The 22,217-nt window shown below is 48.9% G+C and carries 25 protein-coding genes and 2 tRNA genes; 9 read left to right on the top strand and 18 right to left on the bottom strand.

Features of this window, described 5'->3' with window-relative positions; translation table 11 throughout:
* Nucleotides 1–182 precede the first annotated feature (182 nt).
* Together VK958_RS07365 and VK958_RS07360 are read left to right on the top strand one after the other, a co-directional pair.
* Nucleotides 183–587 carry a hypothetical protein gene (locus VK958_RS07365; RefSeq protein WP_325240281.1) on the top strand — a complete coding sequence of 135 codons (405 nt, stop codon included), beginning with the start codon at nt 183–185 and terminating at the stop codon, nt 585–587.
* A 446-nt stretch (nt 588–1,033) separates the two neighbouring features.
* Complete coding sequence (locus VK958_RS07360) at nt 1,034–1,786, top strand: PEP-CTERM sorting domain-containing protein (RefSeq protein WP_325240279.1); 753 nt, start codon at nt 1,034–1,036, stop codon at nt 1,784–1,786.
* A 140-nt stretch (nt 1,787–1,926) separates the two neighbouring features.
* Here the strand turns inward: VK958_RS07360 and VK958_RS07355 are convergent, their stop codons facing one another.
* The 16 genes from VK958_RS07355 to ypfJ all read right to left on the bottom strand — a co-directional run bounded on the left by VK958_RS07355 (nt 1,927) and on the right by ypfJ (nt 14,826).
* A complete protein-coding gene (locus VK958_RS07355) occupies nt 1,927–2,235 on the bottom strand; it encodes a hypothetical protein (protein ID WP_325240277.1) in 309 nt (102 codons plus the stop codon).
* A 65-nt stretch (nt 2,236–2,300) separates the two neighbouring features.
* A complete protein-coding gene (locus VK958_RS07350; protein ID WP_325240275.1) occupies nt 2,301–2,426 on the bottom strand; it encodes a YHYH domain-containing protein in 126 nt (41 codons plus the stop codon).
* Nucleotides 2,427–2,791: 365 nt separating this feature from the next.
* Nucleotides 2,792–2,868, bottom strand: a tRNA-Pro gene (locus tag VK958_RS07345).
* 106 nt (nt 2,869–2,974) lie between these two features.
* Nucleotides 2,975–3,403, bottom strand: a complete 429-nt coding sequence (locus VK958_RS07340; RefSeq protein ID WP_325240273.1) for a MerR family transcriptional regulator — start codon at nt 3,401–3,403, stop codon at nt 2,975–2,977.
* A 13-nt stretch (nt 3,404–3,416) separates the two neighbouring features.
* Nucleotides 3,417–3,731 carry an integration host factor subunit alpha gene (locus tag VK958_RS07335; protein WP_325240271.1) on the bottom strand — a complete coding sequence of 105 codons (315 nt, stop codon included), beginning with the start codon at nt 3,729–3,731 and terminating at the stop codon, nt 3,417–3,419.
* Between the two features lie 103 nt (nt 3,732–3,834).
* Entirely contained in the window at nt 3,835–6,183 is a 2,349-nt protein-coding gene (pheT, locus tag VK958_RS07330; protein ID WP_325240270.1) for a phenylalanine--tRNA ligase subunit beta, read from the bottom strand.
* Nucleotides 6,184–6,390: 207 nt separating this feature from the next.
* Entirely contained in the window at nt 6,391–7,392 is a 1,002-nt protein-coding gene (gene pheS / locus VK958_RS07325) for a phenylalanine--tRNA ligase subunit alpha (protein ID WP_325240268.1), read from the bottom strand.
* A gap of 84 nt (nt 7,393–7,476) precedes the next feature.
* A complete protein-coding gene (gene rplT, locus VK958_RS07320; protein WP_055826068.1) occupies nt 7,477–7,836 on the bottom strand; it encodes a 50S ribosomal protein L20 in 360 nt (119 codons plus the stop codon).
* A 10-nt stretch (nt 7,837–7,846) separates the two neighbouring features.
* Complete coding sequence (gene rpmI / locus VK958_RS07315) at nt 7,847–8,044, bottom strand: 50S ribosomal protein L35 (protein ID WP_019881750.1); 198 nt, start codon at nt 8,042–8,044, stop codon at nt 7,847–7,849.
* 101 nt (nt 8,045–8,145) lie between these two features.
* On the bottom strand, nt 8,146–8,724 hold the full coding sequence (infC, locus tag VK958_RS07310) for a translation initiation factor IF-3 (protein WP_325240399.1): 579 nt from the start codon (nt 8,722–8,724) through the stop codon (nt 8,146–8,148).
* Between the two features lie 46 nt (nt 8,725–8,770).
* A complete protein-coding gene (gene thrS / locus VK958_RS07305; protein ID WP_325240263.1) occupies nt 8,771–10,693 on the bottom strand; it encodes a threonine--tRNA ligase in 1,923 nt (640 codons plus the stop codon).
* A 227-nt stretch (nt 10,694–10,920) separates the two neighbouring features.
* A tRNA-Val gene (locus VK958_RS07300) sits at nt 10,921–10,997 on the bottom strand.
* Nucleotides 10,998–11,257: 260 nt separating this feature from the next.
* The gene (locus VK958_RS07295) at nt 11,258–12,484 is read right to left on the bottom strand and encodes a lytic murein transglycosylase (RefSeq protein ID WP_325240261.1); all 1,227 of its coding nucleotides are present in this window, start codon (nt 12,482–12,484) and stop codon (nt 11,258–11,260) included.
* Nucleotides 12,477–13,313: an NAD-dependent epimerase/dehydratase family protein gene (locus VK958_RS07290; protein ID WP_325240259.1), complete on the bottom strand. Its 837-nt coding sequence runs from the start codon at nt 13,311–13,313 to the stop codon at nt 12,477–12,479. The genes VK958_RS07295 and VK958_RS07290 overlap by 8 nt, the downstream gene beginning before the upstream one ends.
* 11 nt (nt 13,314–13,324) lie before the next feature.
* Entirely contained in the window at nt 13,325–13,942 is a 618-nt protein-coding gene (locus tag VK958_RS07285; protein WP_325240256.1) for an NUDIX hydrolase, read from the bottom strand.
* Nucleotides 13,943–13,980: 38 nt separating this feature from the next.
* Nucleotides 13,981–14,826: a KPN_02809 family neutral zinc metallopeptidase gene (gene ypfJ / locus VK958_RS07280; RefSeq protein ID WP_325240254.1), complete on the bottom strand. Its 846-nt coding sequence runs from the start codon at nt 14,824–14,826 to the stop codon at nt 13,981–13,983.
* A 91-nt stretch (nt 14,827–14,917) separates the two neighbouring features.
* Between ypfJ and VK958_RS07275 the strand changes: the two genes are divergently transcribed.
* The 7 genes from VK958_RS07275 to VK958_RS07245 are packed head-to-tail and all read left to right on the top strand — an operon-like array spanning nt 14,918 to nt 20,535.
* Nucleotides 14,918–15,511, top strand: coding sequence for a riboflavin synthase (locus VK958_RS07275; RefSeq protein ID WP_325240252.1), 594 nt, complete (start codon nt 14,918–14,920; stop codon nt 15,509–15,511).
* A complete protein-coding gene (gene ribBA / locus VK958_RS07270; RefSeq protein WP_325240251.1) occupies nt 15,511–16,620 on the top strand; it encodes a bifunctional 3,4-dihydroxy-2-butanone-4-phosphate synthase/GTP cyclohydrolase II in 1,110 nt (369 codons plus the stop codon). The genes VK958_RS07275 and ribBA overlap by 1 nt, the downstream gene beginning before the upstream one ends.
* On the top strand, nt 16,617–17,240 hold the full coding sequence (locus VK958_RS07265) for a YqgE/AlgH family protein (RefSeq protein WP_325240249.1): 624 nt from the start codon (nt 16,617–16,619) through the stop codon (nt 17,238–17,240). The genes ribBA and VK958_RS07265 overlap by 4 nt, the downstream gene beginning before the upstream one ends.
* A complete protein-coding gene (gene ruvX / locus VK958_RS07260; protein ID WP_325240247.1) occupies nt 17,233–17,736 on the top strand; it encodes a Holliday junction resolvase RuvX in 504 nt (167 codons plus the stop codon). The genes VK958_RS07265 and ruvX overlap by 8 nt, the downstream gene beginning before the upstream one ends.
* Before the next feature lie 12 nt (nt 17,737–17,748).
* The gene (pyrR, locus tag VK958_RS07255) at nt 17,749–18,294 is read left to right on the top strand and encodes a bifunctional pyr operon transcriptional regulator/uracil phosphoribosyltransferase PyrR (RefSeq protein WP_325240245.1); all 546 of its coding nucleotides are present in this window, start codon (nt 17,749–17,751) and stop codon (nt 18,292–18,294) included.
* Nucleotides 18,287–19,243: an aspartate carbamoyltransferase catalytic subunit gene (locus VK958_RS07250; protein WP_325240243.1), complete on the top strand. Its 957-nt coding sequence runs from the start codon at nt 18,287–18,289 to the stop codon at nt 19,241–19,243. The genes pyrR and VK958_RS07250 overlap by 8 nt, the downstream gene beginning before the upstream one ends.
* The gene (locus tag VK958_RS07245) at nt 19,240–20,535 is read left to right on the top strand and encodes a dihydroorotase (RefSeq protein ID WP_325240241.1); all 1,296 of its coding nucleotides are present in this window, start codon (nt 19,240–19,242) and stop codon (nt 20,533–20,535) included. Before VK958_RS07250 ends, VK958_RS07245 begins: the two co-directional genes overlap by 4 nt.
* A gap of 99 nt (nt 20,536–20,634) precedes the next feature.
* On the opposite strand, the gene VK958_RS07240 is transcribed toward VK958_RS07245, so the two are convergent.
* Nucleotides 20,635–21,795 (bottom strand): PilT/PilU family type 4a pilus ATPase, encoded by a 1,161-nt coding sequence (locus VK958_RS07240; protein ID WP_325240239.1) that lies wholly within the window; start codon nt 21,793–21,795, stop codon nt 20,635–20,637.
* Nucleotides 21,796–21,803: 8 nt separating this feature from the next.
* Nucleotides 21,804–22,217: type IV pilus twitching motility protein PilT (locus VK958_RS07235; RefSeq protein WP_325240237.1), on the bottom strand; the 414-nt coding region annotated here is incomplete at its 5' end.

The raw sequence follows: 22,217 nt of genomic DNA, 5'->3' as shown, positions 1-22,217 counted from the left end.
TGCGTGCTGGTTTTATATTTACGTCATCCATTGAAACGGTGTGATTAGCACTTAAGTCTTGCAAGGTTAAAACCGCTGATTTTCAATTTATCATGCTAGCAATAAATAAAAAAAGGGAGAGTACATGTGCTATAAATTGCCATCTATCACGGCATTTAAGTTATGAGAAGGTGAGGTCTAATGTGTTAAGAGCAATAATTTGTCTGGTTGCTTTACTCGCAGCATCATGTGCACAGCAATCAATAACCACCACAAATACTTATGAAAAGGCCATGCCGTTTTCTAAGGCCGAAATAAAGAAAGTTGAAGCGAATCAAGAGGCAACATGTGCGAAATATTCTGCCAAATCAAATATTCGAATAAAGCGGATGAAAGAAATTAACGCATCCATGGATCAACAAGGCTTAACGCAAAAGCAGAAAACCGAAAAATACGATTATTTAATGTCTCACCTTAATGATGGCTTGGAAGATTCTGAACAATGGAAAGATAAGTGTGATGCTTTGAATAAAAAGCTTGATGAAATGTATCAGGCAAATCACATAGCTGGCGATAAATATTTAGAACAGCGAACACGAAAATACTAGAGGCCATTGTTCGCTTCCAATAGAGGCGTGCAATTTTGATTTCCCAACCTTATGCACTCTGACGAACGCCAAATATTTAGCTGCATTTTTGATTTAGAGTTTTTTTGAATAAGGGAAACACTTAATTTAATAACTGTGATTGGTCGGACAGAGCGAATAGAGCTTAGCCATCCAAGCCTTTAAGTACAATGATCTATGTCTTTATATTCAATTACCCACTCCCAAAGTTACTCCACGTTAATTAAAGTCACTATCTAAAACATTATTAAAAAAGCGCCTCAATGACCAGCTAGCGGAATTAGACAATGAGAAAGTCTCATGCCCTTTATTTATTAATTATGTAAACAAATTAATCACTATCATTAAACCCATTCTGCCTATTGCCAAATTATTATTTTTCAATATGATTTCCCCTAATAATTTCAAATAAACAAATAGGAAAAATAATGAAAAAAATATCACTACTCTTCGCTCTCGTTTTGGTTTCAGTAAATGCAAATGCAGCAAGTTCAGTTGGTGCTTCTTTAAGTAACTTTAAGCTCGAGATTATCTCTGGAGATGCTGTGGTTCCTTATCTTGATACATTAACCATTAGTTTAAATAACAATGTTAGCAATCAATTTTTGACTAGTGCGTATGAACACACTTACTCAGCAGGGCTGCCCTTTTCTTTAAATTTGACTACCAATGACGGGTTAAGCTCAAGTACTAGCGCTGCAGTTGGAACCTCGCAAACACAATCACTTTCAGCAAATGCTTATACACCAGGGGGCAGAGCTTCTTCTGATATTTTTGGCAACATGCAATTAGATTACAAAGCATTCACCTTACTATCCTTTAGTGCTGATGCTAGTGTTTATGGCTCTGCAGATAAAAGTAATGGAATTGATAGCTCCGACGCCTTTGTTCAAATTTTATTATCCTCACTTTCATTTGATGGGGGATTTTCGAGCATTCGCATCTCTTCAGACTTAACCTCAGGAAGCGGATTATTTGACTCAGGAGAGTACTCGGTGTCAAAACGTATTAAATTCTTCTTCTACGATGATAAAGACAGTGTCTTACAGTTGCAGGCCTACGTTAATGCGTCTGCCCTTGCCATACCTGCAATAACTCCCGTCCCAGAACCTGAGAGCGTGGCAATGTTGCTTGCTGGTTTAGGCTTATTAGGTATTGCTGTACGTAAAAAACAAGCTTAATCAAGCTCTCTGACATAAAGGCCGGGTGACCGGCCTTTATGATTTATGGTTGCCAACCAATTCACTTGGTTACGATTACACATCAATAGGCGTTAAAAACCCGCTCGGTGGCGGGTTATGGTTTTATCTTACGCAGTGACTCAGCTCTTGCCTTCAGCCTTGCACTTCGCAAAGCCGTCATTCCAGCCAGTTTTATAGGATTGGTTATTCACATACAAATCATCATTCTTTGTGAATGACGTGCCCCAGGCACCAGTAGCATTTCGGCCGGCATTGCAGCCTTCTCTAGACCCTAGCTGATATTTTTGTTCGTCTGGGTGCTGATCACGTTGCCGGTCTTCTTCTGCAATACGCTCCTCTTTGCTGTTGCTTCCGCGATATGCATCGTGCCTATTCACGCATCCGTTCAACATAAAGGCTAAGATAAGAATTACTAATTTATAAGGCATTAATTGCTTGGTAGAAGTGAATCTGAAATGCCTGCCATAAGACTGTATCAACTCTAAGCCCTTATTTAATGGCAGTGATAATCGCCGGTTTTCTTATTGTGGTGACAGCCGTTTTTATCGGTGCCACCAGAGTGAGCAAAGCAATTGACTGAAAAAATAAAGATGACAGCAGCTAGCAAAAGATATTTCATTCGCCTCCCCTTTCAACCACAATAAATTATATTTTTAATAAAATATATTGATTTTCATGTAGCTTACTTTGCAAACGCAAACTTATCAATCTCTGTAATTGGAATCAGGCGGCATGATTTAGGTTAATTTTGCCATTAATGGTGTATTTTCGAAACGTGGGCGCAGACTTTTCCAGCATTTCCAAGACTGGGTGATATTGACCTGTGTTGGCCGTGACGTATATCGATTACTAACTGAATGATATTGTGTAATTCATTTTCAGTTAGGTGTTACTTCGAGTTATCAACCTCTGTCCCGTAGTGATTTAACTTTGGGGGTTTGAGTTTAATTTTGATACTGATTGATACGACGTGAAATGTTTGATTGGTCGGGACGGAGTGATTCGAACACTCGACCCCTTGCACCCCATGCAAGTGCGCTACCAGGCTGCGCTACGCCCCGACATTTGAGTTCAAGCGGGAACCCGCCTGAAAAGAAGGCTGAATTATAAAACAAAACCGCATATTCGCTAAGCAGAATATGCGGTTTTGTAATTGGTAAAAGACTGTCAGGCCGCGGTTTTGAGGAGGTTGATTACCTGCTGTAATTGCGCTTTAAGCGCAATGATATCCACAGAATTTAATTTGGATGCATCTGCGGATGAAGCAGCTATGTTCTGGTTAGTCGCATTAGCCGTTTCTGCGGCGCGTGCACTTTTATCTGCTTTTTCATCCACGCCCTCCAAACGGTTTCTGGCACCGCTGATGGTGAAACCTTGCTCATACAGTAGTTCACGGATCTTGCGGATGAGCAGGACTTCGTGATGCTGGTAGTAGCGACGGTTGCCGCGGCGTTTGACAGGTTTGAGCTGGGTGAATTCTTGTTCCCAGTAACGCAATACATGTGGCTTTACACCACACAACTCGCTGACTTCGCCTATGGTGAAGTAGCGCTTTGCAGGGATAGGCGGTAACGTGATTTTTTGCGTTTCGACCATGGATGGATATTAATTAGGCTTGTGCTTGTAATGGTTGTTCTGCGTAATGCTCTTCAACGCGCAGTTTTAATTTCTGGCTGGCGTGAAAGGTCACCACACGACGTGCTGAAATTGGTATTTCTTCGCCTGTTTTCGGGTTACGGCCAGGACGTTCGGATTTAGTACGCAATTCAAAATTACCGAAACCGGAGAGTTTGACGCTGTGTCCTTTTTCGAGTGCATTACGCACTTCTTCAAAAAACGCTTCGACCATATCTTTGGCTTCACGCTTGTTCAGACCAACTTGTTCAAACAACAAATCAGCCAAGTCAGCTTTTGTGAGTGTCATTAACGATCCCCTGAACCTTCTTATTATGTGAGATTACGCTAGTAATGAATTAACTGATATTTCTTGGTTAAACCAGGAAATATCAGAACAATTATCCGAATCATCATCTTAGTACTGCAGAAAATTTCGATGACCAATTTTTGAGGATTTGTGCCACGATTGTGTCCACTTCCCCATCGACCATAGTCTTGGCAGTATCTTGCATAAGTACAAGAAATGCAAGGCTTTTTTTGTTTTCAGGCACGCCTTTACCCTGATAAACATCAAACAATTTGACCGTTTGTAACTGTGGAATTTGCTCTGCAATTATGGCGTCTATCATCGCTTGCGCGGAGATATTTTGATCAACCACCATGGCTAAATCGCGACGCACCGGCAAGAACTTACTTACCTCTTGATATGCTGGAACTTGCTTTGTTTGGATGACAGCGGCATCTATCTCAAACAGGAAGCAGGCCTGGTTAAGTTGACATTGCTGTTGCCATTGCGGATGCAATTTGCCCAACCAGCCAACGGCTTTGTCACCAATGTAAATACGTGCTGACTGTCCAGGATGCAATGCCGGGTGTGACTCGGAAACGAACCGTACCATTTGCGTGAATAATGATTCAACATGTGCTTTGGCATCGTAAAAATCGAACTGGCGCGCTGCACTGCCCCATTGCTCTGGCAAGGCATTTCCATAACATAAGCCGGACAAAGTCAATGTTTCGGTATAGCTTTGTGCTTGACGCAGGTAACGGCTGCCCAGCTCAAACAACATGGCACGTGATTGCTGGCGGTTGAGGTTATAGCTCAAGGTATCGAGCAAGCCACCCCACAGGCCAGAGCGCATGACGCTCAGGTTGCTGGCGATGGGGTTTTTAAGGGCGATCGGTTGCTGGTTAGCGTATAAATCGCGCTCCCAGGCGGCATCCACAAAGCTGTAAGTGATGACTTCCTGGTAGCCTTGCTGCACCATCACATCACGCAAGCGATCATGGCTGCGTATTGCTTCAGGCGCTGCCAGCATGCCTTGTGACGCCACTGGTGTTAAGGCCGGGATGTGTTCATAACCATGCAAGCGGGCGACTTCTTCAATCAGGTCTTCTTCACGGGCAATATCAAAGCGGAAGCTAGGTGCGCTCACGCTGAATACACCATTATTTTCGCTGAACACAAAACCAAGCTGGGTGAGCAATTGGCCGACTTGTGCCGCACTGATCTCAATGCCAAGCACTGAAATCAATCTATCGTAGCGCAAAGTGACTTGTTTACGTTCTGGCAATTGAGCAATCGTTGAAGTAATTGGACCGGCGTTCCCGCCACAGATGTCTAGTACCAACTTGGTCGCGCGCTCTAGCGCTTGCGAAGTATTACCGAAATCCACACCACGCTCAAAACGGTAAGATGAGTCTGTGCTCAAGCCCAGGCGGCGCGCTTTACCAGCCATCGTATCTGGCGTAAAAAATGCGCTCTCAAGAAATATAGACTGTGTCTTATCTGTCACTGAAGTAGGTTTGCCACCCATAATTCCCGCCAGCGCCACAGCACCGGTACTATCGGCGATGACTAGATCATCTGCTTTGAGAGTAACTTCAGTATCGTTGAGTAGCGATAACTTCTCGCCTACTTGTGCAAAACGTACCTGGATATCGCCTTGCAGCAGATTCAGGTCAAACGCATGCATTGGCTGACCCAGCTCAAGTAATACGTAATTGGTGATATCCACCAAGGCGCTGATACTGCGGATGCCGCTACGCTCCAGCCTGCGGATCATCCAGTCCGGCGTTTGAGCCTGTGCATTCACGCCTTCAACCACCCTGCCGTAATAGGCTGGACAAGCTTCGCTGGCCGTGATACTGACAGCCTTGCTTTGATGACTGTTCACGACAGCAGCCTGGATTGCAGGTGCTTGAATCGGTGCGCCTGTCATGGCAACGACATCTCGCGCGATGCCGATAATGCTCAGGCAATCAGCACGGTTAGGTGTTAATTTCAGCGTGTAAGTATGATCATTGAGGTCGAGATATTCACGGATATCCTGTCCGACCGGCGCATCAGCTGGTAATTCGAGCAGGCCGTTGGCTTCGGCAGCAATGCCCAGCTCTTTGGCTGAACACATCATGCCGAATGACTCCACACCCCGAACTTTAGCCTGCTTGATGCTGATACCAGGTAATTCTGCACCGACTAATGCACAAGGCGCTTTCAGTCCAGCACGCGCATTAGATGCGCCGCACACGATCTGTAGCACTTCCCAGCCGACATTGACTTTACAGACCTGCAAGCGGTCAGCATCCGGATGCTTAGCTGTTTCAAGGATTTCCGCCACCACTATGCGCTGAAAAACTGGCGCAACTGCGGTTAACTCTTCCACTTCCAGGCCAGCCATCGTTAGCGCATGACCAAGCTGCGCCGTATCCAGCGCCGGGTTGACCATGGAACGTAACCATTGTTCTGAAAACTGCATATTCTTATCTTTACCTATCTGATGAAGGAAATATGGAATAAGTGGCTACGCGGTTAAATTGCTGCGTTGCGCAAACTTTTCTAAATACAGCTTCGCAACCAAGCCGTACTTCATGTACTGTCTTGATTCGTGCGTTCCGTGCGCCTTGCACTTCATCCCGCTCGCTCATTTATTTCACATTTTCTCAGGTTTAAAAGTGATGGGCGCTTATTTAATAAACTGCTGCAAAAAGCGCAGGTCATTATTAAAGAAATGACGCAAATCATTTACTCCGTAACGCAACATCGCCAGGCGCTCCACTCCCAGGCCGAACGCGAAGCCACGGTATTTTTCGCTATCGATATTCACATGTTTCAGTACTTCAGGATGCACCATGCCGCAACCACCGATTTCAAGCCAGCCACCATTCCAGCTCATATCCATTTCAGCGGAGGGCTCGGTAAAGGGGAAGAATGACGGACGAAAGCGCACTGTCAGGTCATCGCGTTCAAAGAACTTCTGCAGGAAATCCTGCACCACGCCTTTCAGGTTGGCAAAACTGATCTGCTCATCTACCCATAAACCTTCTACCTGGTGGAACATCGGGGAATGAGTGGCATCTGAATCGACACGATACACGCGGCCAGGGGCGATAATCTTAAGTGGCGGCGTATTGTTTTCCATGTAGTGCACTTGCACTGGCGATGTATGCGTACGCAATACATGCTCCATGGTGTCTGTGCCGTTATCTACGTAAAACGTATCGTGCATGGCTCGTGCCGGATGATTATCCGGAATATTCAGCGCGGTAAAATTGTAGAAATCTGTCTCGATTTCAGGTCCATTGGCGACGCTGAAACCGATGGAATGGAACAGTTCTTCTACCCGGCGCAATGTCAGCGTAACAGGATGCAAACCGCCGGCAGACTGTGCTCTGGCAGGCAATGTCACATCAATGCTCTCATTGGCCAATTGTTTGGCTTGCTCTGCCGCCAGAATGCTGTCGCGGCGTGCATTGAGTGCCTGCTCAACCGCTTGTTTAACCACATTAATCGCGGCACCTGCAGCCGGACGCTCTTCCGCAGAGAGTTTACCCAGGCCTTTGAGGGCTTCAGTCAATACGCCAGATTTACCCAGATATTTGGCTTTGGCATTTTCCAGGGCAGGCACATCATGACAGTGAGCAAAATCTTGCGCTGCATCTGCGATTAGGGGGGTGAGATCGGCCATAATTATATTTTCTTGCGATTATTTTTTTATTGCAGCAATTGAAATAAAAAAAGAGGCCGCAGCCTCTTTTTTCGTTAGGTCAGACTAGGCGCTTAAACCTGTTTTTGCCAATTCTACGAATTTAGCGAAAGCAGCTTTATCAAACACAGCCAGGTCAGCCAATACTTTACGGTCTACTTCAACCGCAGCTTTTTTCAAGCCATTCATGAAACGGCTGTATGTCAAACCAGCTTCACGGGCTGCAGCGTTAATACGCGCAATCCATAATGTACGGAATTGACGTTTTTTCTGGCGACGGTCACGGTATGCATATTGACCGGCTTTCATCACTGCCTGTTTGGCAACGCGGTAAACGTTCTTACGACGACCACGGTACCCTTTAGCGGCTTTTAAAACTTTTTTATGTCTTGCGCGTGCTATGACGCCACGTTTTACTCTAGGCATATCGGTCTCCTTATTGTGTTGGCATCATTGCGCGAACGCGTTTGACATCAGTAGCAGAAATAATGGAAGTGCCGCGCAGCTTACGTTTTTGCTTGGTGGTTTTCTTGGTCAGGATATGGCGCAAGTGAGAGTGCGTACGTTTCACTTTACCATTACCCAAGAACTTAAAGCGCTTTTTGGCGCTGCTCTTTGTTTTCATCTTTGGCATTTTGGTCTCCTTAGAGGTTGAATAGAGAGTAACTAGGCAGCCAATTTAGCCGTATTACTCCAAAAAAACTTTATCTATTACTTTAACTTTTCGCGCAGAAATTATTCAGCGGCTGGTGTTTCTTTATCAGCTGGTTTATCTGCTTTTTTTGCTACCGGAATAACTTTTTTAGCCGGTGCCAGCACCATTACCATTTGGCGGCCTTCCATTTTAGGATATTGCTCAACCAGGGCATGTTCTGTTAAATCTGCTTCGAGGCGTTTTAACAACGCCAAACCAAACTCCTGGTGCGTAATCTCACGACCACGGAAGCGCAAAGTAATCTTTGCTTTATCACCATCGCCCAAAAAGCGGATGATATTACGTAACTTGATGTTGTAATCGCCATCATCGGTACCGGGCCTGAATTTGACCTCTTTAATTTGCACCTGTTTTTGCTTGAGTTTCTGCTCATGCATACGCTTGCTCTCAGCGTATTTGAATTTGCCGTAATCCATCAAACGGCACACTGGCGGTGCTGCATTTGGCGCAATTTCAACAATATCAATATCGGCTTCTTCCGCTTTGGCAAAGGCCTCTTTCAGAGTCATTACACCTAACGGTTCACCATCTACACCTACCAGACGTACTTGTGGCGCAGTAATATCGCCATTAATACGCGTATCTTTATCTTGAGCTATATCAATCCCCTAAACAATAAACAAAGCCGCACAGCACCGTGGAAAATCAGACTCTGGTTTGAATGTCTTGCTGTACACGCGCTACAAACGCGTCTACCGTCATTACACCCAGATCTTCACCTTTTCTGGTACGTACGGCCACTTGACCATTTTGCATTTCCTTGTCGCCTACCACAATCAGGTATGGCAACTTCTGCAAACTATGTTCGCGTATTTTATAGGTAATCTTCTCATTTCTCAAGTCAAAATCGCATCGAATGCCATTTTTCTTCAAACTTTCAATTACTTGGCGCACATAATCAGCCTGGCCATCAGAAATATTCAACACCATTACCTGCACTGGTGCCAACCAGGTTGGCATGGCACCAGCAAAGTTTTCAATCAAAATACCGAGGAAACGCTCCATGGAGCCGACAATGGCGCGGTGCAGCATAATCGGGCGCTGGCGGGAATTATCTTCTGCCACATACTCCGCACCCAGGCGTTCCGGCAAGTTAGGGTCCAGCTGTATGGTGCCACATTGCCACATACGCCCCAGTGAGTCTTTAAGTGTAAATTCGATTTTAGGGCCATAAAATGCGCCTTCGCCTGGTTGATATTCAAACTCCAGCCCATTGGCTTTAATCGCATTAGCCAATGCGGTTTCCGCCATATCCCAGGCTTCTTCAGTACCTACTCGCTTTTCAGGACGGGTAGACAATTTGACGATCACGTCATCAAACCCGAAGTCTTTATAGACTTCGTACAGCATCTTGATAAAGTCAGCCACTTCCGCTTCGACTTGCGATTCCATACAAAAGATGTGCGCATCATCCTGGGTAAACCCACGCACGCGCATCAAACCATGCAAGGAACCCGAAGGTTCGTTACGGTGACACGAGCCGAATTCAGCCAGTCGCAATGGCAGGTCGCGGTAGCTGTGCAGGCTGCTATTGAAAATCTGGATATGGCCGGGACAGTTCATCGGTTTTACTGCGTAATCGCGGCTTTCCGACTGGGTGATAAACATATTGTCCCGATAATTTTGCCAATGGCCGGATTTTTCCCACAGCGTTTTATCCAGCACAGTTGGCGTACGCACTTCCTGGTAATCGTACTCTTTGAATTTGGCACGCATATATTGCTCGACTTCTTGCCAAATGACCCAGCCACGCGGATGCCAGAACACCATGCCCGGCGCATCTTCCTGCATATGGTAAAAGTCCAGTTGCTTACCCAGCTTGCGGTGATCACGCTTTTCAGCTTCTTCCAGCATATGCAGATAAGCTTCCAGCTCATCCTTATTACGCCAGGCTGTGCCGTAAACACGTTGCAGCATCTCGTTATTGCTATCACCGCGCCAATAAGCACCAGCAAGCTTCATCAATTTAAATGCTTTTAATTTACCTGTATTCGGCACATGAGGGCCGCGACATAGGTCAGTGAAGTTACCTTCGCCATATAGAGAAACATCCTCATTACTAGGAATGCTGGCAATGATTTCTGCTTTGTAATGTTCGTTAATACTCTTGAAATAAGCGACCGCTTCGTCACGCGGCAATACGGTGCGCTCGACTTTTTCATCCTTTTTTGCCAGCTCAACCATTTTCTTTTCAATGGCTACCAAATCGTCCGGTGTAAACGGGCGCTTATAGCTAAAGTCATAATAAAAGCCGTTATCAATCACAGGGCCAATAGTGACCTGCGCATCAGGAAATAACTCTTTGACGGCATAGGCCAACAAGTGAGCGGTGGAATGGCGAATCACCTCCAGGCCCTCTTCATTTTTGTCGGTGATAATCGCGAGATCGACGTCCTGCTCAATCAGGTAACTGGTATCGACCAGTTTCGCCTCCTGCCCTGGCTGCGTGACTTTGCCTGCCAACGCGGCTTTCGCCAACCCGGCACCAATATTCATCGCAACATCAGCCACGGTCACCGAATTCTCAAAGCTTCGGGTGGACCCATCAGGCAAGCGTATTACAGGCATGTATTCTCTCTCGAAAGGTTAAAATCACTAATAAAACAAGCGCATGGCGCCATTCTGCGATCAAACAAACATTATCGCACAGCGCGTGAAAAGTCTGCAACGGAACTACTCATCAAAGTTTAAGCAGTGCATTTAGAGCAGAGCACTCTTAATTAACTGAGTATCAAAAACTGCGAAACTTATCGAAAAACAAAAAAGCCACCTCGCTTGAGGTGGCTTTTAATATCTGGTAGTCGCGAATGGACTCGAACCATCGACCCCCACCATGTCAAGGTGGTGCTCTAACCAGCTGAGCTACGCGACTAAATAATTTGCAGTACTGCTTAAATTGTGCAAATCAATAAGGTTGCGCATTCTATCCGAAAGCAGGCGGCGAGGCAATGGCATAAACTTTATTATCAGTTTATAAATACCGAGTTCGATTAGCCAGTACTGGCTCAACAAATTATCAATCAATTACCTAAAACGCTGACTGAGCAATGCTATTACGTTATTGCCGTTTCATTCCCGCCGATTTGACAATACCCTCTGCGTCAAGTCAACTTAAAATCCATTAACCTCTTTTCAAGGTAGTGGCGCAGTCAGCCGGTTAAATATCTCAATACCTGGGTAACCATCCTGTGGCAACTTCTGTGTTGCCTGATAGCGCCGAATCGCAGCTTGCGTTTTGCCACCAGGAAAGCCATCCGGCGTGCCGCTATCAAACCCCTGCGCGTTCAGCGCCTCCTGTAATGCCCACATTTGCTGGTAACTGAGTGCTGGTGGTTCCGGGGGCATCGCCAGTGTGTACATATCTTGCCGCAACTGCTGGCTTAACAGACTCACGCTGAGTGCATAATTCACTGAGCGGTTCCATTGCATGATCACATCAAAATTCGGGAACACCATATAAGCAGGCCCATCAAAGCCCTGCGGCAGGATAATGGCCGCACGCGGCAAACTCAATATACTGTCCGGAATGCCGACGACACCCAGCGCCACCCACTCACTGACCGGTTTATTCGCCTGTAATTGCGCCAGGCTGTAGTCAAATCCTGGCGGGAGAGCCACCATCATGCTAATAGGCTTACCTGGCTGCCAGCCTGCCTGGGATAGATAGTTGGCAGCAGAGCTGAAAATATCAGGGTACGACTCCCAGATATCAATTTTGCCATCTGCATCCGCATCGACCCCGTACTTCAGCAATGTGCTCGGCATAAATTGCATATGCCCGGTGGCACCTGCCCAAGAGCCTGTGATAGGGCTTTCGTAATAGTGCTCACGCTCGACCACCCGCATCAGGTCAAACAACTCACGTTTAAAAAACTCGGCGCGCCGACCTTCGTAGGACAAGGTAGCCAGCGCAGAGGCTAGTGGAATATCTCCCATATAGCCCCCAAAGTTGGTTTCCATTCCCCAAAAGGCCACCAGCACTTCTTTAGGTACCTGATATAACTCCTCCACCACATACAAAATGCCCTGGTAGTCTTGAAGCATTTGCTTGCCTTTATTGACCACGCGCTGGTTGATACGGCGATTCACATAGGCGGAAAAGCTGGTCACAAATTCGGGCTGCTTGCGGTCCAGTTCAATCAGTTTTGGCAGATAGCTGACCTGGTTGAAGGTGGCTTCAACTGCTTGCGGAGAAATATGCAAAGCCAGTGCTTCCTGCCGCACTGCAGAGACCCAGGCCGGGAAGCCTTCTCCATCATCAGCGCTGGTGACCACACTCGCCAATAGCAACGCCGCAAACAATAATGCTTTCAGCAGGCCCGGTGATTTTGCCTGCGAGTATGGATAGGACCTAATCATTATGCTTAGCCGCCAGTATGGATTCATAGCCAGCTTTATAGTCGGCAAACAGTAATTTAAAACCACTTTGTGGCAAAAACTGGTTAGTGATGCGCTTGCCCGTCTGCGGTTGCAAAGGAGGCGTATCTGGCAACGGTACTTGCAGCCTGGCCGCCATCCATTGCAATACTTCGTGCTGCAAGGCCGGTACGCCATCAGTCACAATACAATGCGCAGGCAATACAGCCTGGTTCGCCACCTGTTCATACAAATGCACCACAGCTCTCGCGACATCCCGTTCATGAATACGGTTGGTCCAATGGGCAACCTTTGGCCAGCGGGCTTTATCCTGTACAGCCCGCAATAAATACAAACGCTGCGGACCATAAATACCTGAAACACGTAATGCAGAATGCCCGCAAGGCAACGCATAGAGCAATCGTTCAGCATCGAGCATCACCTGCCCATCAGCGTCCAAAGGCACGACGGCGGTACTGTCATCAATAAATTCACCTTGATGTTCGCCGTAAATGCCTGTGCTGGAGATAAAAAAGACATGGCGTAATGCCGATTTCGATACATGTGCCAGCACATTTTTCAAGCCTTGCACATATGTTTGGTGGTAAGACTGCCCTTCCACGGGTGCCAGGCAATACAGCAAAATCTCCGGCTGTAACTCAGCAAGCGCCGCTAATGCCTCGCCATTGACCACATCCAGATGCAATACTTGCGCAGATTCAGGTACAGCTTGATTGGAACGCCTGACGATGGTCAGTTCATGCCCGTGTGCTAGCGTTTCCTGCGCGATTAATGTCCCTAAGCCGCCACAGCCTATTTGTAATACTTTCATCAACTACTTCCTTAAAGACTTAATCCTGGCACCGGATGTTTGAGCAAATAACGTTCTGCCAGCAACATGGCCCCCATCGTTTTACTGTCGGTGATCTCGCCACTTTCAATCGCTTGTATCACGCGCGCAAACGGCCAGACAAACACATCCATCGCTTCATCAATATCCCTGGCATGCGCTCCCAGCGTCAGGCCGGTCGCCAGGTAAATATGAATCACCTCATTCGAATAGCCAATACAAGGATGCTGAATACCCAGCTTCACCCATTCGTTGCCGCTGTAGCCGGTTTCTTCCAGCAACTCACGCTGCCCGGTTTGCAATACCGGCTCGCCCGGGTCAATTTTACCGGCGGGCAACTCTACAAATACCTGCTTGAGCGGATAGCGGAACTGTCTTTCAAGCACCACACCACCATCTTGCGTCAACGCCACTACCACCACAGCCCCTGGATGGATCACATACTCGCGTCCACTGATTGTGCCATTCGGCAGGCGTGCCTGATCGTAGCGCACGGTCAGCATTTTGCCTTGCGCCAGAATTTCGCTGGAAACGGTGGTTTCGATTAAATGCTGGTCGACCGGATGATCGCTTGCAGATGCTGCCGTTGAAGAATTACTTTGTTCGGTCATGCCTTATCTTTCCTGCGATTTAAATATTTCCAAACAACTTACCCTGCATTTTTGAATGTATTACAGTCGTTGACACTACCTGATTGCAGACCCGTTTTAAACCAGTGTACACGCTGCTCGGCACTGCCATGGGTAAAACTGTCGGGCACTGCATAACCGCGCGTCTGCTTTTGCAAGGTGTCATCGCCAATCGCAGTCGCTGCGCGCAAGGCTTCTTCAATGTCGCCAGTTTCCAGGATACGGAATTTCTCATCTGCATGATGTGCCCACACCCCGGCATAGCAATCTGCCTGCAATTCCAGCTTCACCGAATAGGCATTCGCATCAGCTTCTGAACCTGCCTGTTGCCTGGCCTGTTGCACTTTTTCTGAAGTGCCCAATAAATTCTGCACATGGTGGCCGACTTCGTGTGCAATCACATAAGCCTGGGCAAAATCGCCAGGCGCTTTAAAACGCTCTTGCAGCTCCTGGTAAAAACTCAGGTCTATATAGACTTTCTGGTCTGCAGGGCAATAAAACGGCCCCATCGCTGCCTGGCCCTGGCCACACGCTGTTTGTGTGGCACCGCCGAATATTTCAAGGTTAGGTGCACTGTATTGCTGTCCGGCGTTTGAGAATAATGTCTGCCAGACCTGTTCGGTACTCCATAACACTCGGGAGACAAATTTCACATTCGGGTCATTGCTGTCAGCAGGCGCCGCCGAAGTTTGCGTAGCTGGCTGGCCTTGTTGCGCCAAGTTCAACACCAGGTTTGGATCGACGCCGAAATACATGGCGACCAGTGCAATGGCAATCGTACCTATACCTATGCTGCGACCACCGATCATGCCGCTGCCGCGGCTATCTTCTACATGCTGGCTTTCTTCCAGATCATCTAAACGCATATGGTCACCGTGTATGATTGAAAATGTTGGATTATGAAAAATGTTGCGTGAATGTGATTACTTTAGCATGCAGCACTGATAAAATCACACCATGTTCACTGGGATCATTCAAACCGTCGGCCACATTGCCGACGTAGTCAAACACGGCGACGACTGCGCATTACGTATCGAAGCCTCCGATTTAGGCCTGCAAGATGTACAGCTGGGTGACAGCATCGCTGTCAATGGGGTATGCCTCACCGTGACCCGACTGGAATCTACTACTTTCGAAGTCATGGTTTCCAAAGCCACTCTTGATGTCACCACCGGCCTGGGTAAGCCTGGCCCGGTGAATCTTGAGAAAGCCTTGAGGCTGGCTGACCGGCTTGGCGGGCACCTGGTGACCGGTCACGTCGATGGCGTGGGCACCATTAGCGTTTTGGAAGAGGTTGGCGAATGCTGGCTGCTGAAAGTACGTGCGCCGCATGCCTTGAGTAAATACATCGCACAAAAAGGTTCGTTGTGCGTGAATGGCATCAGCCTGACAGTCAACGCTATCTCGCAGGATGAGGTCAGCATCAACCTGATTCCCCACACCATGCAACACACTATTATGCAGTTTGCCAAACCCGGAGATGCAGTGAATCTGGAAATTGATTTGATTGCGCGCTACGTAGAGCGCATGCAAGCCTGGGAGCGGGAATAATGTCGGCCCATATCAGTACTATCGAAGCGATCATCACCGATATCCGCGCCGGAAAAATGGTCATCCTGGTGGATGACGAACACAGGGAAAACGAGGGTGACTTCGTCATTGCAGCCGAATTCATCACCGCAGAACATATCAACTTTATGGCCAAGTATGGCCGTGGCCTGATCTGCCTGACCCTGACCGAGCAACGTTGCCGCCAGCTGAACCTGCCACCCATGACACGCAAAAACGGCACGCGTCTTGGCACAAACTTCACGGTATCAATTGAAGCGGCAGAAGGTGTGACGACGGGGATTTCGGCGGCAGACCGCGCCACCACAATTCGCGCGGCCATTGCCAAGAATGCCAAAGCCAGTGACATCGTCAGCCCGGGTCATATTTTCCCGATCGGCGCGATGAATGGTGGCGTGCTGGTACGTGCCGGGCATACCGAAGCGGGTTGCGATCTTGCACAACTGGCTGGTTGTGAACCTGCCAGCGTCATCTGCGAGATTCTGAAAGACGATGGCGAAATGGCGCGCCTGCCGGACCTTATGCAAGTGGCTGCCGAGCATGACATCCGCATAGGCACGATTGCTGACCTGATCCATTACCGCGCAGCGCATGAAACGCTGATCGAACGCAGTGCCGAGCGCAAAATTGAAACGGCTTTCGGGCCCATGCAGTTGATCGCATACCGTGACAATATCGCGCAGGAAACCCACCTGGTGCTGATAAAAGGCGACCCGCAAACAGCCGAAGAAACCCTGGTGCGTGTGCATGAGCCTTTATCGATGATTGATTTGCTGGATAGCAGCCATCAATCACACAGCTGGAATCTGTTACAGGCCATGCGCACCATCAGCAATGCGCCTTGTGGTGTGATTGTGCTGATTAACCATGATGAAGATGGCCTGGGTCTGACGGACAGGATTTTACGCGCCGACCAGAAAATCACACTCAATCAGGAATTACGCAACTACGGCATAGGTTCACAGATATTGCTGAACCTGGGCGTGAAAAAAATGCGCCTGATGGCAGCCCCGCGCAAAATGCCAAGCATGGATGGTTTCGGCCTGGAAATCACCGGCTACCTCAGCGAGGAAGAAGCCCCACCTATATGAGTGAACAATTACCTTTAAGCGAAGACGGCACTTTGAGCGGACATAGCGAACGATTGAACCTGACTGGCCAGATCCTGATCGCCATGCCAGCCATGCAGGACCCCTATTTCAGCAAGAGTGTCATCCTGATTTGCAGTCACGATGATGACGGCGCCATGGGCATGATTCTCAACCACCCGTTGCAACTCAATGTCGGCGACCTGTTTGAACAACTGGATATGGCGTGTGACGCCCCGCATCAGCAGGACAGGCTAGTACATTTTGGCGGGCCGGTACAAGTTGAACGGGGATTTGTGTTGCACACACCTGCCACTGAATTCAACACTACACTGGGTTTATCGGAAGGCTTGGCGATGACTTCCTCCAAGGATATCCTGGAAGCCGCAGCACGCGATGAAGCCCCGCAGGATATGTTTATTGCCCTAGGTTATACCGGCTGGTCTTCCGGCCAGCTGGAAGATGAAATCCAGGCCAATGCCTGGCTCACATTGCCTCTGGAAGACCGCGAACATCTGCATAAACTTATCTTCACCCTGCCGAATGATGACAAGGTGCTATGGGCCATGCAGCAACTCGGGGTGGATTATGCCAACCTGTCCGAGGTGGCCGGGCATGCCTGAAGCGCTCAAGCACGGCAAGCAACCCCTGAATCAAAGCCACCTGCCGATCAGAGAACGCCGTTACCCTGACATTGACGGCACCGTGCTCGCGTTTGACTTTGGTGAAAAGCGCATAGGCGTGGCAGTCGGCGAAACCTTGCTTAGCCTGGCACATCCTTTACTGACCATAGACGCGGAAGACAATGCCGCAAAATTTGAGCAGATAACGTCGCTGTTGCAGGAATGGCAACCTGTATTACTGATCGTAGGCCTGCCCATGACCATGGATGGCGACGCGCATGCCATGACTGCCCTGGCAGAAAAATTTGCCCAGCGGCTGGAAGGCCGCTTTAACCTGCCGGTGATGATGATCGATGAGCGGCTGACCTCGGCCGAAGCAGCACAGTCGCTGCGCGAGGCAGGCATTACAGGCCTCGCGCAAAAACAACATTTGGACCAGGTTGCCGCACAAACTATATTACAATCTTACTTTGACGCCTATCACTCACGTTCATAGCACAGGACTCTCATGATACTGCCTGACCCCGAACAGTTGCTGGATCAGCTTTACGACCAATTAAAACCCCGCGTTCATGACAATACCGCTTTAGTCGGCATCTACACCGGTGGCGTGTGGCTGATGGAAAAACTGCTGCAACGACTGCAATCCGATCTTGGCAGAGATATTGCACACGGCAAACTGAATGCTTCCATGTACCGCGATGACTATGCCAGACGCGGCATGAAAACTACCGTCCAGCCCGGGCATATCCCTTTCGACGTCAATGACAGGCATATCATTCTGATCGACGATATTTTTTACACAGGCCGTACAGTGCGCGCCGTGATCAACGAACTATTTGATTATGGTCGCCCAGGCTTGATTGAACTGGCCGCACTGATCAACCGCGGCGGCGCACAATTACCTATCACTCCGGACATCGTGGGTGCCGATATTCCGCTTCAGCCGCACCAGTCATTTGAGCTTTCCATCAATACACAGGGCCGCCTGAATCTTAGCGTGACCGAATCCAACAAGCCGACACCTGAGAGTGGAGCCAATTCACATGTATAACCCGCAACTGAACGCGCAGGGGCAACTACAACACCTGCTCAGTATCGAGGGCCTGCCCAAACGCATCCTGACCGATATTCTGGATGCTGCTGAAAACTTTGTCGGCGTGGCCGAACGCGAGATCAAGAAAGTGCCGCTGTTGCGTGGCAAAACCGTTTGTAACCTGTTTTTTGAAAACAGTACGCGCACACGTACTACCTTTGAAATTGCAGCCAAACGGCTGTCTGCCGACGTGTTAAACCTCAATGTCAGCACCTCATCGCAATCCAAAGGTGAAAGCATACTGGACACCGTCAACAACCTGATTGCGATGCATGCTGATATGTTTGTGGTGCGTCACCAGCAAAGCGGCGCCGCGCACTTCATTGCACAGCATGTGCCACCGCATATCAGTGTAATCAACGCCGGCGATGGTCGCCACGCGCATCCCACCCAGGGCCTGCTGGATGTATTCACCATCCGCAAATACAAACCTGAGATGCATAACCTGCGCGTCGCGATAGTAGGCGATGTGTTGCATTCCCGGGTAGCACGTAGTGAAATTCACGCGCTTGCCACACTGGGGGTCCCTGAAATCCGCGTGATTGCGCCACGTACCTTATTGCCAGCCGAAGTAGAAAAACTGGGTGTTCAGGTGTTCCACAATATGGAAGCAGGTCTGAAAGATGTCGATGTGATCATGATGCTGCGCCTGCAAAACGAGCGTATGTCTGGCGCCTTGTTGCCAAGTACCCAGGAATTCTTCCAGACCTTTGGCCTGACGCCGGAACGACTCACCCTGGCGAGGCCTGATGCCATCGTCATGCACCCCGGACCGATGAACCGTGGTGTCGAAATCGATTCCAGCGTGGCAGACGGAAAACAATCGGTGATCCTGCCGCAAGTCACTTATGGCATCGCGGTGCGCATGGCGGTAATGGCGATTCTCGGGGGAGGCAACGCCGCATGAATATCGTAATCAGGCAAGGTCGCGTGATCGATGCCAGCCAGCAGCTGGATCAAGTCAGCGATGTCTATATCAGCGACGACAAAATTGTCGCCATTGGCGATGCACCTGCAAACTTCAAGACAGACCAAACCGTGGATGCCGATGGCAAATGGGTGCTACCCGGCCTGGTGGATTTGTGCGCACGCTTGCGTGAACCCGGCAGCGAATATAAAGCTACCCTGTTGAGCGAATTACGTGCGGCCATGGCGGGTGGCGTCACCAGCCTGGCATGCCCGCCGGATACAGACCCGGTCCTGGATGAACCCGGGCTGGTTGAAATGTTAAAGCATCGTGCCAAGTCTCATGCACTGGCGCATGTATATCCACTAGGCGCAGTCACCCGTAAGCTGGAAGGCCACTTCCTCACAGAAATGTTTGCATTGACTTCGGCAGGTTGCGTCGGCTTTTCACAGGCTGATATTGCCATTGTCGATACGCAAGTGCTGTGGCGTGCTTTTGAATATGCAGCGACTTTCGGTTACACATTATTTATGCGTGCCGAAGACCCTTACCTGGCGAAAAATGGGGTTGCCCATGATGGTGAAGTGGCATCCAGACTTGGTCTGAAAGGCATTTCGGTAGCGGCAGAGAGTATCGCTTTGCAAACCATGTTACGCATTGCCCAGGATACTGGCGCCTCCTTGCATATTGCCCGTGTCTCCACTGCCGAATCTGTGGAACTGATCCGCCAGGCAAAACAGTCTGGTGTACGCCTGACCGCTGATGTCAGCATCCAGCACCTGCACCTGACGGAAATGGATATCGGGTTCTTTGACAGCATGGTGCACTTGAGACCGCCCGTGCGCACCCAGCGTGACCGCGATGCCTTACGCGCGGGATTGCTCGATGGCACGCTGGATGCGATCTGCTCGGATCACACACCGGTTGATGATGACGATAAAGCCTTACCGTTCGCCGAATCCCGTCCCGGCGCCTCAGCATTGGAATTATTACTGCCCTTGACCTTGAAATGGGCTGCGCAAGCCAAACTTGCACCCGCACAAGCACTGTTGAAGATCACGCAAACCCCCTCCAGTATTCTAGGCGTACCGGCTGGCAACCTGAAAGTCGGGGCAATCGCCGACGTGGTAATTTACGACCCTGAAATAGAGTGGCGTGTGGATAGCCGCATTTTGATCAGCCAGGGCAAAAATACGCCGTTTTTGAACCAGTCACTGGCAGGTAAAGTATCAGCAACATTCACCAGTGGTGCACTGGTGTTCCAGCAGGAAACATTGCAGCTAACCTCTTGAGCGCTTTCAGCTGGCGTCAATAAACAGGCCCCACTCACTAACGCGGGTGGGGCCTTTTGTTGTTAACTGTTACGCTTTCAATAGTAGCAAAGAATCAATTTATAAAATATCCAGGTTAGAAATCTTGCTTTGATCCTGGTTTTCCGGATTTGCCAGCTTGCTATTCAGTTTAATCTTCAGCCTTAAATCATTCACCGAATCGGCATTTCGCAAGGCATCGTCGTAAGTGATTTTGCCGGATTCATAAAGCTCAAACAAAGCCTGGTCAAACGTCTGCATGCCCAGTTCGCGCGATTTAGCCATGATCTCTTTAATCGCGTGTACATCGCCTTTATAAATCAGGTCTGAGATCAAGGGCGAATGTAGCAAGACTTCAACCGCTGCCACACGACCGGTGCCATCCACTTTCGGAATTAAGCGTTGTGAAGCAACACAGCGTAAGTTGAGTGATAAATCCATCAACAATTGCTGACGGCGCTCTTCAGGAAAAAAGTTAATGATCCGGTCGAGCGCCTGGTTGGTACTGTTTGCATGCAAAGTCGCCAGGCACAGGTGCCCGGTTTCCGAGAAGGCAATCGCGTAATCCATGGTTTCACGATCACGGATCTCACCTATCATGATCACGTCCGGCGCCTGACGCAGGGTGTTTTTCAATGCCGTATGCCAGTTTTCGGTATCTACCCCGACTTCGCGCTGAGTGACAATACAATTCTTGTGGCCGTGGATAAACTCGACCGGATCTTCAATGGTAATAATATGGCCGTAGCTGTTTTCATTGCGATGACCGAGCATTGCCGCCATCGAAGTGGACTTGCCTGAGCCGGTACCGCCTACAAAAATCACCAGTCCGCGTTTGGCCATCACGACCTCTTTGAGGGCTTGCGGCAGTTTTAAATCGTCAAAGTTGGGGATATTCGTGTTGATGACCCGGAACACCAGCCCAGTCGCGCTGCGTTGAATAAAGGCGTTGACGCGGAAGCGGCCCACCGTAGACATGCTGATAGCAAAATTGCATTCACGCGTGGCTTGAAACTCATGCGCCTGTTTTTCATTCATCACGGCACGTGCAATTTCGGCCGTTTGCTGGGGGTTGAGCGTTTGCGATGACACTGGCGTCAGTTTGCCGTCTATCTTCATCGCGGGCGGGAAACCGGCGGTGATAAACAGGTCTGACGCTTTTTTGGTCACCATCAGCTTCAGCAAGTCATTTACAAACTTCTCTGTCTGGGCCAGGTCGGCACCAGTTTGTATGCTATCCATCGTGTGTGTTACCCAATAATCGAATCGCGGTTAGCGGCTTTAGTACGCGCTTCACCGGCACTAATGATATTGCGCTTCACCAGATCTTGTAAGTTCTGGTCCAGGGTCTGCATACCGACGTTTTGCCCGGTCTGGATTGCGGAATACATCTGTGCAATCTTGTTTTCACGGATCAGATTTCGGATCGCCGGTGTGCCTATCATGATTTCATGGGCGGCCACGCGGCCCTGTTCATCCTTGGTTTTACAGAGGGTTTGTGAAATCACCGCGCGCAAAGATTCTGACAGCATGGAGCGCACCATTTCTTTTTCAGCCGCAGGGAATACATCGACCACCCGGTCTATGGTTTTAGCAGCAGAACTGGTATGTAGCGTACCGAATACCAGGTGGCCGGTTTCAGCGGCAGTCAATGCCAGGCGTAT

This window comes from Methylophilus sp. (assembly GCF_035460085.1).
Lineage (GTDB): Bacteria > Pseudomonadota > Gammaproteobacteria > Burkholderiales > Methylophilaceae > Methylophilus.
This window is presented reverse-complemented; position numbering and strand designations above follow the sequence as displayed.